At 70.2% G+C, this 13,548-nt stretch carries 12 protein-coding genes; 10 read left to right on the top strand and 2 right to left on the bottom strand.

Annotated features, from left to right (window positions below; all coding sequences use genetic code 11):
- Positions 1-47: 47 nt before the first annotated feature.
- Positions 48-1,094 carry a class I SAM-dependent methyltransferase gene (locus tag ACFU7D_RS24345; protein ID WP_378872162.1) on the bottom strand — a complete coding sequence of 349 codons (1,047 nt, stop codon included), beginning with the start codon at positions 1,092-1,094 and terminating at the stop codon, positions 48-50.
- A gap of 196 nt (positions 1,095-1,290) precedes the next feature.
- On the opposite strand from ACFU7D_RS24345, the gene ACFU7D_RS24340 reads away from it, so the two are divergent.
- The 8 genes from ACFU7D_RS24340 to ACFU7D_RS24305 all read left to right on the top strand — a co-directional run bounded on the left by ACFU7D_RS24340 (position 1,291) and on the right by ACFU7D_RS24305 (position 11,777).
- Positions 1,291-1,629: a P-II family nitrogen regulator gene (locus ACFU7D_RS24340; protein WP_141803747.1), complete on the top strand. Its 339-nt coding sequence runs from the start codon at positions 1,291-1,293 to the stop codon at positions 1,627-1,629.
- 69 nt (positions 1,630-1,698) lie between these two features.
- Positions 1,699-2,037 carry a P-II family nitrogen regulator gene (locus tag ACFU7D_RS24335; RefSeq protein WP_008363338.1) on the top strand — a complete coding sequence of 113 codons (339 nt, stop codon included), beginning with the start codon at positions 1,699-1,701 and terminating at the stop codon, positions 2,035-2,037.
- 105 nt (positions 2,038-2,142) lie between these two features.
- A complete protein-coding gene (locus ACFU7D_RS24330) occupies positions 2,143-4,356 on the top strand; it encodes a [protein-PII] uridylyltransferase (RefSeq protein WP_378872159.1) in 2,214 nt (737 codons plus the stop codon).
- Positions 4,357-4,454: 98 nt separating this feature from the next.
- Entirely contained in the window at positions 4,455-6,017 is a 1,563-nt protein-coding gene (gene ffh, locus ACFU7D_RS24325) for a signal recognition particle protein (RefSeq protein ID WP_378872156.1), read from the top strand.
- 393 nt (positions 6,018-6,410) lie between these two features.
- Positions 6,411-6,773 carry a hypothetical protein gene (locus ACFU7D_RS24320; protein WP_378727834.1) on the top strand — a complete coding sequence of 121 codons (363 nt, stop codon included), beginning with the start codon at positions 6,411-6,413 and terminating at the stop codon, positions 6,771-6,773.
- 130 nt (positions 6,774-6,903) lie between these two features.
- Positions 6,904-8,913: a glycoside hydrolase family 3 protein gene (locus ACFU7D_RS24315; protein ID WP_378872153.1), complete on the top strand. Its 2,010-nt coding sequence runs from the start codon at positions 6,904-6,906 to the stop codon at positions 8,911-8,913.
- Positions 8,914-8,991: 78 nt separating this feature from the next.
- Positions 8,992-10,692 (top strand): FHA domain-containing protein, encoded by a 1,701-nt coding sequence (locus ACFU7D_RS24310; protein ID WP_378727836.1) that lies wholly within the window; start codon positions 8,992-8,994, stop codon positions 10,690-10,692.
- Between the two features lie 14 nt (positions 10,693-10,706).
- Complete coding sequence (locus tag ACFU7D_RS24305; protein ID WP_378872150.1) at positions 10,707-11,777, top strand: amidohydrolase family protein; 1,071 nt, start codon at positions 10,707-10,709, stop codon at positions 11,775-11,777.
- On the opposite strand, the gene ACFU7D_RS24300 is transcribed toward ACFU7D_RS24305, so the two are convergent.
- Complete coding sequence (locus tag ACFU7D_RS24300; RefSeq protein ID WP_378872147.1) at positions 11,774-12,427, bottom strand: hypothetical protein; 654 nt, start codon at positions 12,425-12,427, stop codon at positions 11,774-11,776. The genes ACFU7D_RS24305 and ACFU7D_RS24300 overlap by 4 nt on opposite strands.
- A 254-nt stretch (positions 12,428-12,681) precedes the next feature.
- On the opposite strand from ACFU7D_RS24300, the gene rpsP reads away from it, so the two are divergent.
- Positions 12,682-13,179 (top strand): 30S ribosomal protein S16, encoded by a 498-nt coding sequence (rpsP, locus tag ACFU7D_RS24295; protein WP_378727839.1) that lies wholly within the window; start codon positions 12,682-12,684, stop codon positions 13,177-13,179.
- A 5-nt stretch (positions 13,180-13,184) separates the two neighbouring features.
- Positions 13,185-13,427 (top strand): RNA-binding protein, encoded by a 243-nt coding sequence (locus ACFU7D_RS24290; RefSeq protein WP_378727840.1) that lies wholly within the window; start codon positions 13,185-13,187, stop codon positions 13,425-13,427.
- Positions 13,428-13,548: the final 121 nt, after the last annotated feature.

Here is a 13,548-nt window from a genome sequence, read left to right as displayed (position 1 = left end):
AGCCGACTCGGCGGTGAAATCGGTCAGGACGAGCCGACTCGGCGGGGTCAGGCCTGGGCTGCGCGACGGAGGCGGCGGACGACTCGTCGGCCGAAGTTCCGCACCGGGTGGCGGGTGGCGTAGGTCAGGTCGGCCTCGAGGCCGGCGACCTTGCCGCGCAGCCGCTCGATGCGCTCGCGGCGGCGCCGGTTGACCTCACGGGCCTCGCGCAGCTGCTTGGACAGGGTGCCGACCCGGGCCTGGGCGGAGTTGGCGGAGGCCTGGATACCGAGGATGTGGTCGCGGGTGGCCAGCCGGGAACGGGTGACCTCCTCGAACTTCTGGGTGTGGGCGTCGCGGAGCCGGACCTCGTCGGCCGGAGCGGCCTGGACGAGCTCGGGGGCGGCCGGCGCGAGCTCGCCGTCGGCGAGCGGCCGGGCGGAGAGCTGGAACTGGTAGACCAGCGCGTCGGGCTGCTGGCGTACCCACTCCACGGCCACCTCGGGAAGCAGACCCGGGTCGACCGCGACCTCGACGTTGAGCGGGTCGGCCGTGGTGCCGCGCAGGTCCTCGACCGCGTAGCCCGCCTCGGTGAAGAGCTTCAGCAGCCCCTCGCGGGAGTAGAACTTGATGTGGGTGCGGTCCAGGAGACCGGTGTCGGTGGTCTGCCAGCGGCCCTGGAGCAGGGCGAGGCGGACCGAGCCGTGGGTGACGTTGGGGATCGAGATGACCACCCGGCCGTCGGGGGCGAGCAGGTCACGGGCCTGCTCGAGCGCCGCCCGCGGGTCGACGAGGTGCTCGAGGACGTCGGCGAAGATCACCAGGTCGAAGGAGCCGGGCTCGACGATCTCGGTCAGCGGGGTCGCGTCGACGTCGGCGACGACGACCCGCTCGAGGACCTTCTCGGCCAGGCTCGCCGCCTCGGGGTCGATCTCGATGCCGGTGACGTTGCAGCCACGCTCGGTGAGGATCCGGCCGATCTCACCGGTCCAGCAGCCGACGTCGAGGACCCGCTTCCCACCGTCTGCCGAGGCGATCGGCGCAGCCAGGTCGATGACCTGCACATGGCTGGTGTTGGCGTGATCGAGGTCGATCTCGACGGCGTAGTGCGACATGCGACGAGGGTAGCGACCTTTGGTGGCGCCGCGCGGGTTCGGCACGGGTGAATTGCGGGCTGTTTCGACGCTTCGGCGACGTACGGGGAAATGGTCTGTTACACAGTGGAAACAGACGCTTCGGGGTGTCGAAACGTCCCCGGGTGAAGGTGGCGGCGAAGATGACAGGATCAAGGACTTCTGGAGGCGCCCTCTCGTGAAACTCGTGACCGCAGTGATCAAGCCCCACAAGTGGGAGGACGTGCGCGAGGCCCTGGAGGCCTTCGGTGTGACCGGCATGACCGTCTCCGAGGTCTCCGGCTACGGCCGGCAGAAGGGCCACACCGAGGTCTACCGCGGCGCCGAGTACGACATCGCCCTGGTGCCGAAGATCCGCATCGAGATCGTGGTCGAGGACGAGGATGCGGCCGACGTCGTCGGGATCGTCGTGAAGACCGCGCAGACCGGACGGATCGGCGACGGGAAGGTCTGGCTCAGTCCGATCGAGTCCGTCGTCCGTGTCCGGACCGGTGCGCGCGACGCCGAGGCGCTCTGATCCAGTGGAACGCTCGACCATTAGGCTTCGTCCGAGTGCCGGTCCATCGAATCCCACCGGAGGAGAGAAATGAAGCTCGTCACCGCAGTGATCAAACCCCACAAGTGGGAGGACGTCCGCGTCGCCCTGGAAGCTGTCGGTGTCACCGGCATGACCGTCTCCGAGGTCTCCGGCTACGGCCGGCAGAAGGGTCACACCGAGGTCTACCGCGGCGCTGAGTACGACGTCGCCCTGGTGCCGAAGATCCGCATCGAGATCGCCGTTCCCGACGAGGAGGTCGAGTCGGTGGTCAGCGCCATCGAGACCTCGGCGAAGACCGAGCGCATCGGCGACGGCAAGGTCTGGGTCTCCCCGCTGGAGACCATCGTGCGCGTGCGCACCGGCGACCGCGACGACGCCGCGATCTGAATCTCTCATGAAGGGGCTGGCGCATGAGCGAGCGGCAGCGAGCGACGATCAGGATTGTCGCGCCGCCGCGTTCGTACCCTGGCTTCTCCCTACGATCGCGGCGGCGTGACGGCTGAGGGCCGGGCGGAGCGCACAGCCGAGGCCGACGAGCACTGCGCCAAGGCGTACGCCGCCGCGGGCGGCCCCGAGGTCGGGGTCGCCCTGGTAGCGGTCGGGGGATACGGGCGCGGGGAGCTCGCGCCCTTCTCCGACTGGGACGTGGTCCTGGTGCACGACGACGCCGTCTCGCCGGGGTCGGTGGCCGAGCAGGTCTGGTATCCGCTCTGGGACGCCGCGCCCAAGCTCGACCACTCGGTGCGCTCGTTCTCCGAGATGCTCTCGTCCTCGACCGGTGACCTCCGGGTCGCCCTGGGGCTGCTCGACATCCGGCACCTGGCCGGCGACCGCGGCCTGGTGCTGCGGCTGCGTACGACGATGCTGGCGCACTGGCGCAAGCACGCCCGGGCCCTGCTGCCCGAGCTGAGGACGATGAGCGTGGAGCGACACCGGCGTGCCGGTGAGCTCGCCCACGCCTCGGTGCCGGACCTGAAGGAGATGTACGGCGGGCTGCGGGACGCGGTCGTCATCAAAGCGATCGTGGCGACCTGGCTGGTGGACGTACCTGCGGTCGACCTGGAGAAGTCGCGCCGCGCCCTGCTCGACGTCCGTGATCTCGTGCAGGAGATCGGCGGCCGGGCCACCGACCGCGTCGTGCCGGAGATGTGGGACCAGCTCGCCGAGAGGCTCGAGCTGGACGACGCTCGTACGGCACAGGCCCACGTACGCACCATCGGCCGCCGCCTCGCCCATCTCTCCCGCCTGGCCTGGCGACGGGTGGACGGGGTCCTCGAGCGATCCCGTCCCGGAGCGCCGCGTCGCCCGAGGCTGACGCCTCTGGGCGGCGGGCTGGCGCTCGCGTCCGGCGAGGTCGTCCTCGTGCCGGGCGCCCGCCCCGCGAGGGATCCGCTGATGCTGCTGCGCGCCTCGGCGCTGGCCGCCGAGCACGGGGTCGCCCTGGCGCCGCCGACCGCCGCGCGGCTGGCCAAGGACACCCCGGCGCTGGCCGAGCCGTGGCCGGAGGACGCCCGCCGGCTCTTCGTACGGCTGCTGGGGGCCGGGCGCGGGCTGCTCGCGGTCTGGGAGACCCTGGAGGAGACCGGCGCGGTCTCTCGGATCCTGCCCGAGTGGGAGCGGATCCGGCTCCTCCCGCACGCCTCGATCATCCACCGCTTCACCGTCGACCGGCACACCATCGAGACCTGCATCGAGGCGGTCGCGCTGATGCCGCGCGTAGCTCGCCCCGACGTGCTGCTGGTCGCGGCGCTGCTCCATGACATCGGCAAGGGGTCGCTGACCGAGCACAGCGTCGCGGGGGAGCCGATCGCCCGCCGGATCGCCTCACGGATGGGATTCCCGGACGAGGAGGTCGAGCTGATCTCGCAGCTGGTGCGCTGGCACCTGCTGCTGTCGGTGACCGCGACCACCCGTGACCCGGACGACCCGGCGACCGTCGACCTGGTGGTCGACACGATGGGCGACGCCGAGGCGCTCGCCCTGCTCACCGCGCTCACCGAGGCGGACGCGCGGGCGACCAGCACCCAGGCCTGGACCAGCTGGCGGGCCCGGCTCATCCTCGACCTCGCCCGCCGGGCCGCGCGGGTCCTCGACACCGGCGTCGCCGCGGGGGAGCGGTCGCAGGCCGCGGTGGAGATCCCCGAGAGCGTACGTTCGGGCTCGACCTCCTTCCGTGCCGAGCCGCTCGCCGACGGCGCCCGGGTGTGGGTGATCGCGCCCGACCGGCTCGGCCTGCTCGCCGATCTGGCCGCCACCTTTGCGGTCGCGCGGCTGCCGGTCAGAGCCTGTCGTGCCTGGCAGCAGGGCGGTTTCGGGGTGAGCGTGTGGGACCTCGACGACTCCTATGTCGACGCCGCGGTGCTGCGCACCCGGTTCTCCGCCATCACCGAGGGCCGCCTCGACCCGACGACCCGGCTGGCGCCGAGCGCGGCCGCGCGGGGGAGCGAGCCCTCGGTCGTCGTACGTCCCGAGGCATCCAGCAAGGCCACGGTCCTCGAGGTGCGCACCATCGACCGTCCCGGGGTCGTCTACACCGTCGCCGTCGCGCTGGCGCGGATGGAGATCGCCGTCCGTTCTGCCCATATCTCCACCCTCGGCCCGCAGGCCGTGGACGTGTTCTACCTCCAGGAGGCCTCGGCCGGAGTGCTCGCCGAGCATCGGGCGGCCGAGGCGGCCCATGCGGTCCGCGCGGCGCTCGAGTGCTGACCGCCACCGTGCCACCCTGCGATGGCGCTGCCGAATAGCACCCCACACACAACAGTTCGTTAGTCTTGGCAGGACCACCACTCTGCTGAAGGACCGCTTTGTTCGCCACGCTCTCCGACCGGCTCGCCACGACGTTCAAGAACATTCGGGGCAAGGGCCGCCTCACCGATGCCGACATCGACGCCACCGCTCGCGAGATCCGTATCGCGCTGCTCGAGGCCGACGTCGCGTTGCCGGTGGTGCGCGAGTTCGTCGCCCGGGTCAAGGAGCGGGCGCGCGGCGAGGAGGTCAGCCAGGCGCTGAACCCCGCCCAGCAGATCGTCAAGATCGTCAACGACGAGCTGGTCACGATCCTGGGTGGCGAGACCCGTCGGCTCCGTTACGCCAAGACCGGCCCGACGGTGATCATGCTCGCGGGTCTGCAGGGTGCCGGTAAGACCACCCTGGCCGCGAAGCTCGCGCTGTGGCTGAAGGAGCAGGGCAAGGCGCCGCTGCTGGTGGCCGCCGACCTGCAGCGGCCCAACGCGGTCAACCAGCTCCAGGTCAACGGTGAGCGCGTCGGCGTCCCCGTCTACGCACCCCAGCCCGGGAACGGGGTCGGGGATCCGGTCGACGTCGCCCGTGACGCCATCGAGGAGGCCAAGCGCAAGCTCCACGACGTGGTCATCGTCGACACTGCCGGCCGCCTCGGCATCGACGAGGAGCTGATGAAGCAGGCCGCCGACATCAAGGCGGCGGTCAACCCCGACGAGGTCCTCTTCGTCGTGGACGCGATGATCGGTCAGGACGCGGTCAACACCGCGCAGGCCTTCCTCGACGGCGTCGGCTACGACGGCGTGGTCCTCACCAAGCTCGACGGCGACGCCCGCGGTGGTGCGGCGCTCTCCATCGTCCAGATCACCGGCAAGCCGGTCATGTTCGCCTCCAACGGCGAGAAGATGACCGACTTCGACCTGTTCCACCCCGACCGGATGGCCGGCCGCATCCTCGACATGGGCGACATGCTCACCCTGATCGAGCAGGCCGAGAAGACCTTCGACCAGGGGCAGGCCGAGCAGGACGCGGCCAAGCTCGCGAGCGGCGAGTTCACGCTCGAGGACTTCCTCAAGCAGATGCAGCAGCTGCGCAAGCTCGGCTCGATGTCGAAGCTGATGGGCATGCTGCCGGGCATGGGTCAGTTCCGCGACCAGCTCGACAACTTCGACGAGCGCGAGATCGACCGGATTCAGGCGATCATCCAGTCGATGACCCCGGCCGAGCGCGCCAACCCGAAGATCCTCGACGGCGCCCGCCGCGCCCGCATCGCGAAGGGCTCGGGCCGCCAGGTCTCCGACGTCAACCAGCTCATCCAGCGCTTCACCGAGGCGTCGAAGATGATGAAGCAGCTCGCCTCCGGTGGCGGCATGCCCGGGATGCCCGGCGCGCCCGGTGCCGGCTTCGGCAAGCGCGCCGGCGCCAAGCAGGTGGCCCAGAAGAAGAAGGGCAAGGGCGCGCGCAAGTCCGGCAACCCGGCCAAGGCCGCCCAGCAGGCGAAGACGGACGCCGAGAAGAAGCCGGCTGCCGCCAACCCGTTCGGGGTGCCGGGTGGCGAGGAGATCGACTACGAGAAGGCTGCCGCCGAGCTCAACCTGCCCGGGGACTTCTCCAAGTTCCTGAAGTGACCCGCCTCGACCGCTGAGTCGGCGCATCTGTCCCGGCCGGAATCGCTGAGTCGGCGCATCTGCCCCAATCGGATCGCCCGACTCGACCAGCAATGGCGAGACAAACGCGCCGACTCGACGCTGATTCGCGAGACACATGCGCCGAGTCGGCTCGTTAGAACGCGCCGACTCGGCAGGATTCGCCGTCACGACGCGCCGACTCGAGGCGCCGCAGCGCCACCGGAACCGGGCCACAATCTTCAACGTCAGAGCCGAGGCGCCCGTCAGTTTCGCGCATGTGTGCGGAACTGGCGTCTCGCGGGAGCTCTCGACCTGCCACTTCGGCACACATGTGCCGAAGTGGCGGCACGGGCCTGTGAGCTTCGCAGCGACTCGCACCTTTATCCTGGCCGCATGGCAACGGTCCTGGTCGTCGACGGTGCGAACGTCGTGGGTGCCCGCCCGGACGGCTGGTGGAAGGACCGGGCCGGCGCCGCGCGCCGGCTGCACGAGGCACTCCTGGTGGCCGATCTCCCGCACGACCGGATCGTGCTGGTCCTGGAGGGACAGGCCAAGGGCGGCGTACGTCCCGGCCGCGACGCCCACGTGCTCACCGTCCACGCACCCAAGGACGGGGACGCCGCGATCGTCGGTGCCGTCCGGGAGGCGCAGGAGAAGGGCGACCGAGTGACGCTGGTGACCGCCGACCGGATGCTGCAGGCACGCTGTGGCGGCGCGACGGCCCTGGGGCCGTCCTGGTTGCTTGACCAGATCTGAGTAATTCGAGGGGTTACGCACGCGTAGCCATTGACCGGCATTGTGATCGCCGTCACGCTGGGAGCGCTCTCACGAGCCCTGGCGCCTCATCGCCGAGGTGTTGGTAGATCACTCTCAGGAGGTCTGTCCCGTGCGATCACACAGACGGCGCGGCGCGATCGGTGGAGCCTCGGCTCTCGCCGGTCTGCTCTGTGCCACGCTCTTCTTTGCCCCAGCATCCAGTGCGGCGCCCACCAGTGCGCCCGCCGGCGTGTCCGCCGATGCGCTCACGCGCTCGGGCCACACGCTGCCCTACAAGAACCCACGTCTGGCGACCAAGACCCGCGTCGCCGACCTGCTCGCCCGGATGACGCTCGCCGAGAAGGTCGGTCAGATGGCCCAGGCCGAGCGCGCGGACGTCGCCACGAACCCCGGCCAGATCGCTGAGCTCGGGCTCGGCAGCGTACTCTCCGGCGGCGGCTCGACCCCGGCCGAGAACACCCCGGAGGCCTGGGCCGACACGGTCGACGCCTTCCAGGAGCAGGCGCTCTCGACCCGGCTGGGGATCCCGCTCCTCTACGGCGTCGACTCGGTCCACGGTCACGGCAACCTCAACGGCGCGACCGTGTTCCCGCACAACATCGGGCTCGGCGCGACCCGTGACCCCGAGCTCGCCGAGCGGATCGGGCACATCACCGCGGAGGAGACCCGCGCCTCCGGGCCGCAGTGGACCTTCGCCCCGTGCATCTGCGTGGCTCGCGACGACCGGTGGGGGAGGACGTACGAGTCCTTCGGTGAGGACCCGAAGCTCGCCGCGAAGATGTCCCAGATCATCGAGGGGTTCCAGGGCGACAAGCACGAGCTCGACGACCCCGACCGCGTGCTCGCCACCGCCAAGCACTTCGCCGGCGACGGCTTCACCACGTTCGGCACCGGTGAGGGCGACTACACCATCGACCAGGGCATCACCCAGGCCTCGCACGCGGAGTTCGAGAAGCTGGCGCTCTCGCCGTACGTCACCGCGATCAAGAAGCACGACGTCGGCTCGGTGATGCCGTCCTTCTCCAGCGTCGACTGGACCGAGGACGGTCTCGGCAACCCGCTCAAGATGCACGCCCACAAGGAGCTCGTCACGGGCTGGCTGAAGGAGAAGCAGGGCTTCGACGGCCTGGTGATCTCCGACTGGCGCGCGATCCACCAGATCCCGGGGACGTACGCCGAGCAGGTGGCCATCTCGGTCAACGCCGGTGTCGACATGTTCATGGAGCCGTTCTCCGGCGACACCGTCGGCTATCCGCAGTTCATCGACACGCTGACCGCGGCGGTCGAGGCCGGCACCGTCTCGAAGGCTCGCATCAACGACGCCGTCTCCCGGATCCTGACCGCGAAGTTCGAGCTCGGCCTCTTCGAGAAGCCGTTCACCGACCGGCGCAACATCGACGAGATCGGCAGCGCCGCCCACCGTCGCGTCGCGCGCGAGGCGGTGGCGAAGTCGCAGGTCCTGCTCCGGAACAAGCACACGCTGCCGCTCTCCTCCCGCGACGACGTCTACGTCGCGGGCAGCAAGGCCGACAGCATCGGTGACCAGGCCGGCGGCTGGACGATCACCTGGCAGGGCAACTCGACCCACCAGATCCCCGGCGACACGATCCTCGACGGCATCGAGTCCGCGGCCCGTGGCGAGGTGACCCACTCGCCCGACGCCTCCGCGCCGGTCCCGGCCGGGGCACATGGTGTCGTGGTCGTCGGCGAGCACCCGTACGCCGAGGGGTTCGGTGACGTCGGTGGCCCGCGCTGGGGCTACGACCCGGGTGAGGGCGGTGTGCTCCGGCCGGCGCTGACGATGCAGCTCAGCGACGCCGACGCGGCGGCGATCGAGACGGTCTGTGCGGCCGCGGCGACCTGCACGGTGCTCGTCGTCTCCGGGCGTCCGATGATCATCCCGCCCGAGCTGCTCGGGCAGATCGACGCTCTGGTGGCCTCCTGGTTGCCGGGCAGCGAGGGCAAGGGCGTTGCCGACGTGCTCTTCGGCAAGCGCCCGTTCACCGGGAAGCTTCCGGTGACCTGGCCCCGCTCGGTCGACCAGGAGCCGATCAACATCGGCGATTCCGACTATGACCCGCTGTTTGCGTACGGACACGGCCTGAAGACGCACCGATAGCGAAAAGGCCCGATCCGAGTTGTGCGAATCTTCGATTCGCGACGCTTGGATCGGGCCATTTCGGTGCATGATTCGTGCATGCAGACGCTTCGCGTAGACGTATCGGGACGAGCGCTCAGCTTCCCGCCCGACAAGATCGTCCGAATAGGGCGTTCGATCGATGCCGACGTGGTGCTCTCGTCATCCTCCGTCTCCCGCGCTCATGCGGAGCTGCGCCCGGACCCGTCCGGGTGGAAGCTGGTCGACGTCGGCTCCGCCGGAGGGACGTACGTCTCCGGCAGCCGCGTCACCGAGGTGCCGTTGACCGGTGCGACCGAGATCCAGCTCGGCCCGGCGGGGCCGGGCTCGACGATCACGGTCACGCTCGACGACGCGCCGGTAGCGGCGGGTGCTCCGCGTGCTCAGGCGCCGGCTCCGCCGCCTCCGCCGGCGATGGCGGGCGCCACGGCGGCTCCGCCCTCCGGAGCGGCTCCGGCGGCTCCGCCCCCGCCCGGCAACCTGCCGCCCGCGCCCCCGGCGCCCTCGGCGACCCAGGACATCTCCGAGATGACGATCGCTCCCGGGATGGCCCGCCCGACCGCTCCCGGTCAGCCGCCGGCCCCGCCGACCGGCCCGGACCTGCTGCTGGTCGCCGAGGGCAAGGAGCACCGCTTCCGCCACCCGGTCACGGTCACCATCGGCCGTGCGGCAGACAACTCGGTCGTGCTGGAGGACCAGGGTGTCTCCCGCCAGCACGCCCGGTTGGTGGCGACCCCAGGCGGCTGGACCTTCGAGAACGGCTCCCAGACAGGGTCGTTCCTCAAGGGGAAGCCGTTGGTCCGGGAGCAGATCGACGAGGAGACCGAGATCCGCCTCGGTCACCCGGTCGCCGGCGAGATCCTCAAGGTCATCCCGATCTACGCCGCCGAGGTCGAGGTCGCCCGGGCCGCCGCCAAGCGCCGCAACAAGCTGCTGCTGTGGGGCGGGATCGGGGCCGCGGCCGCGGTCGTGGTCATCGGACTGGTGATCGCGATGTTCGTGGTGCCCGGCGGCGACCCGGCCGCCCAGGACACCGGTCTGACCAAGGACGAGCTCAACAGCGCGCAGCGGGCCGCCGTCTGGATCACCTACGCGCCGACCGAGGACACCATCGCGATGGGATCCGGGTCGATCGTCACCGAGGACGGCAAGATCCTCACCAACGCCCACGTCGCCGACCCGGCGAAGATCCCGGAGTATGCCGCCAAGGGCGAGGTCTCGCCCGAGGTCGTCAACATCCACCTGACCGACCCGGCCGAGGGCTACAAGGTCGGCGAGCCCGACTACATCGCCAAGGTCATCCAGTCCGACGGCGAGGTCGACAGCGCGGTCGTGCAGATCATCGCCGACGGCGAGGGCAACCCGGTGAACCCGTCCTCGCTGGACCTGCCGACGATCTCGCTCGGCGACTCCAACGCCGTCGACCGCGGCGACTTCATCGCCACGATCGGCTTCCCGATGCTGCCGAAGGAGAGCTTCGCGGACAAGGAGGGCGTGCTCTTCCAGCCGCCGACCGTCGCCGAGGGCAACGTCGCGACGATCCTCTCCTTCGAGGGCGAGGAGCGGGCCGTCTTCGACGTCACCGCCCGGATCTCCAGCGGCAACTCCGGTGGCGCCGCGGTCAACGACGACGGTGAGCTCGTCGGCGTACCGACCTCCATCGGGTGGGACGAGAGCAACGTCGTCACCGGCCAGGTCATCCCGCTCGCTCAGCACTTCCCGATCCTCGAGGCCGCCGGGGTGAAGGTGCCGCGCAACTAGGTAACCTGCGTCACATGACTGCTCTGCGCTTCTCCGGCCCGGTCCTTCCCGATGGAGAGGTGCGGGACCTCTACGTCCTCGACGGCCGCATCACCTACGAGCGGCCGTCGGGGGCGGAGACCGGCGCCTCGGGCTGGATCGTCCCCGGCCTCGTCGACGCCCACTGCCACATCGGGCTCGGGCCCGACGGTGCGGTCGACGCCGAGACCGCCGAGGCCCAGGCGATCGCCGACCGTGACGCCGGTGCACTGCTCCTGCGCGACGCCGGCTCCGCCGCCGACACCCGCTGGGTCCAGTCCCGCGACGACCTGCCCCGGCTGATCCGCGCCGGTCGCCACATCGGACGTACGAAGCGCTACATGCGCAACTACGCCGACGAGGTCGAGCCCGACGGTCTGGCCGAGGCCGTCGAGCGGCAGGCCCGCTCCGGGGACGGCTGGGTCAAGCTCGTCGGCGACTGGATCGACCGGGCCGAGGGCGACCTGAAGCCCTCCTTTCCGGAGGAGTCGTTCGCCGAGGCGATCAAGGTCGCCCATGACAACGACGCACGGGTCACGGCGCACTGCTTCGGTCACGAGGTCCTGCCCGGCCTGATCGAGGCCGGGATCGACTGCATCGAGCACGGCACCGGGTTGACCACGGACCTCGTCGAGGCCATGGCCGAGCAGGGCACCGCACTGGTCCCCACCGTCGCCCAGCTGGAGATCTTCCCCGACCTGGCCGCGGCCGCGGCACCCAAGTTCCCGACGTACGCCGCCACCATAGAGGACCTCTACGCGCGCCGTCGCGAGACGATCATGAGCGCCTACGAGGCGGGCGTGGCCCTCTACGCGGGATCCGACGGCGCCGGCGACCAGCTGCACGGCGTACTCCCGGTCGAGGTCCTCGCCATGCACCGGCTCGGCCTTCCGGCCGACGTCGTCCTCGGTGCCGCATCCTGGCGCGCCCGGGAGTGGCTCGGCCACAACCCCGGCCTCGCCGAGGGTGACCCCGCCGACTTCGTCGTCTACGACACCAACCCCCTCGACGACCTCACCGTCCTCGCCCGGCCGGCCGCCGTGGTTCTCAGGGGAGTCGTCCACTAGACAGAGCGGCTGGATGCGAACAGCCGCCGATCGCGCCGGGCGCTGACCCAGTCGATGAGCATGGCGGCGGACAGGACGAATCCGGCGAAGATCAGCGCCACGCCGCAGAGCATCCCGAACCCGTTGTCCAGCGCTAGCTGCGGGCCGTAGCTACCCTGTGCCGGCGTGACCCGAGCCGGGCGGTCCTCGCTCACCGGTGACGTGCACGTGACCCGAAGGCGCCCGGACCCGGCGTCGAAATGGAAGGCGATGTAGTCGCCCGTCTCCTCGGACCATCCCGCTTGGGTCGGCTTCGGCGACAGTTGGATCGAGCCTCGCGAGGAGTCGACGATCGTGCAGGACGCGTCCCAGGACCGGAACCACGGTTCGTTCCCGGGGGCGTCCCTGCTGGGGAGGGTGAGGAGCGCGTCCATACCTGGCTCGATAAGGACATCGTGCGGTGCGCCGTCGATCGGGATGCTCGCCCGAATGGGCTCCGCCGTGACGAACGGAAGGAACAAGCTCAGGAAGAGGGCCAGCCCGCCGACCAGGACCGCGAGGCCGACGACGCCGCCCACGGCCTTGGCCGAAGGGAAGACCTCGGGCGTCCCCTGAGGTGAGGAGGGCCGTGGGTATGGAGTGAAAGGGGTGGGGGTATCCCGATGGGACATGCGGCAGAGTATCCAGGGCATCGCGGCGTCATGGACGTGGTTTTCGTCAGCGAGGAGCTGGCGGGTGGGGCGGTCGCGCGCTGCGTACGGGAATTTCTTCCCGACCTGCAGGTCTGGCAAACTGGAGCGCGTGTCCTGTGCGCAGGGACCCTCTCACCCAGCGCAACAGTGCCCGCCGAAGTTGCCTGACGGGTGTCCCCACACCGACACGGGCCTCTTCACCCATATTCGATTCCAAAGGAATACCACCAACAGTGGCTGTCAAGATCCGCTTGAAGCGCCTGGGCAAGATCCGGGTTCCGCAGTACCGCATCGTCATCGTCGACTCGCGCAAGAAGCGCGACGGCGCTGTCATCGAGGAGATCGGTCTCTACCGTCCCAAGGAGGAGCCGAGCTTCATCCAGGTCGACTCCGAGCGCGCCCAGTACTGGCTCGGCGTCGGCGCCCAGCCGACCCCGGCTCTCGAGGCGATCCTCAAGGTGACCGGCGACTGGCAGAAGTTCAAGGGCCTCCCGGGCACCGAGGGCACCCTGCGGGTCGCCCCGCCGAAGCCCGACAAGCTCGAGCTCTTCAACAAGGCTCTCGCCGAGGCGCACGCTTCGGCTGGTTCTGAGGCCGTCACGAAGAAGGCCGCCAAGAAGGCTGAGGAGCCCAAGGCTGAGGAGCCGAAGGCCGAGGAGCCCAAGGCTGAGGAGCCCAAGGCCGAGGAGCCCAAGGCCGAGGAGACCCCGGCCGCTGAGGCCGAGGCCTGAGCAGCATGCTCGCCGAAGCTCTCGAGCACCTCGTCCGAGGAGTCGTCGACAACCCCGACGAGGTGAGCGTGCGCGACAAGCAGCTTCGTCGCGGCTCCGTCCTCGAGGTCCGGGTCCACCCCGACGACCTCGGCAAGGTGATCGGCCGCGGCGGCCGCACCGCCACCGCGTTCCGTACGGTCATCTCAGCGCTGGCCGGCAAGGGCGGCGCGCGGGTCGACTTCGTCGACGTCGACGGCGGTCGCTGAGCACCGGCTGCACCAACTCACGGCAGGCGCCATCCCCGTTGCGGGGGTGGCGCCTGTTGCTCATTCTCGGGCCGCCGAACTCGTGTAACACGTCGTTCGTAGGACTACTCGCCCTATCCGC

This window comes from Nocardioides sp. NPDC057577 (assembly GCF_042801335.1).
Classification (GTDB): Bacteria; Actinomycetota; Actinomycetes; order Propionibacteriales; family Nocardioidaceae; genus Nocardioides.
The sequence above is the reverse complement of the archived record's forward strand: the minus strand, read 5'-3'. Positions and strand labels throughout refer to the sequence as shown.

Excerpts from the sequence above, each read along its gene's own strand:
- ACFU7D_RS24300 (WP_378872147.1), bottom strand. The coding sequence starts at position 12,427 with ATGTCCCATCGGGATACCCCCACCCCTTTCACTCCATACCCACGGCCC.
- ACFU7D_RS24310 (WP_378727836.1), top strand. The coding sequence starts at position 8,992 with ATGCAGACGCTTCGCGTAGACGTATCGGGACGAGCGCTCAGCTTCCCG.
- ACFU7D_RS24335 (WP_008363338.1), top strand. The coding sequence starts at position 1,699 with ATGAAGCTCGTCACCGCAGTGATCAAACCCCACAAGTGGGAGGACGTC.
- ACFU7D_RS24320 (WP_378727834.1), top strand. The coding sequence starts at position 6,411 with ATGGCAACGGTCCTGGTCGTCGACGGTGCGAACGTCGTGGGTGCCCGC.
- ACFU7D_RS24305 (WP_378872150.1), top strand. The coding sequence starts at position 10,707 with ATGACTGCTCTGCGCTTCTCCGGCCCGGTCCTTCCCGATGGAGAGGTG.
- ACFU7D_RS24345 (WP_378872162.1), bottom strand. The coding sequence starts at position 1,094 with ATGTCGCACTACGCCGTCGAGATCGACCTCGATCACGCCAACACCAGC.
- ACFU7D_RS24290 (WP_378727840.1), top strand. The coding sequence starts at position 13,185 with ATGCTCGCCGAAGCTCTCGAGCACCTCGTCCGAGGAGTCGTCGACAAC.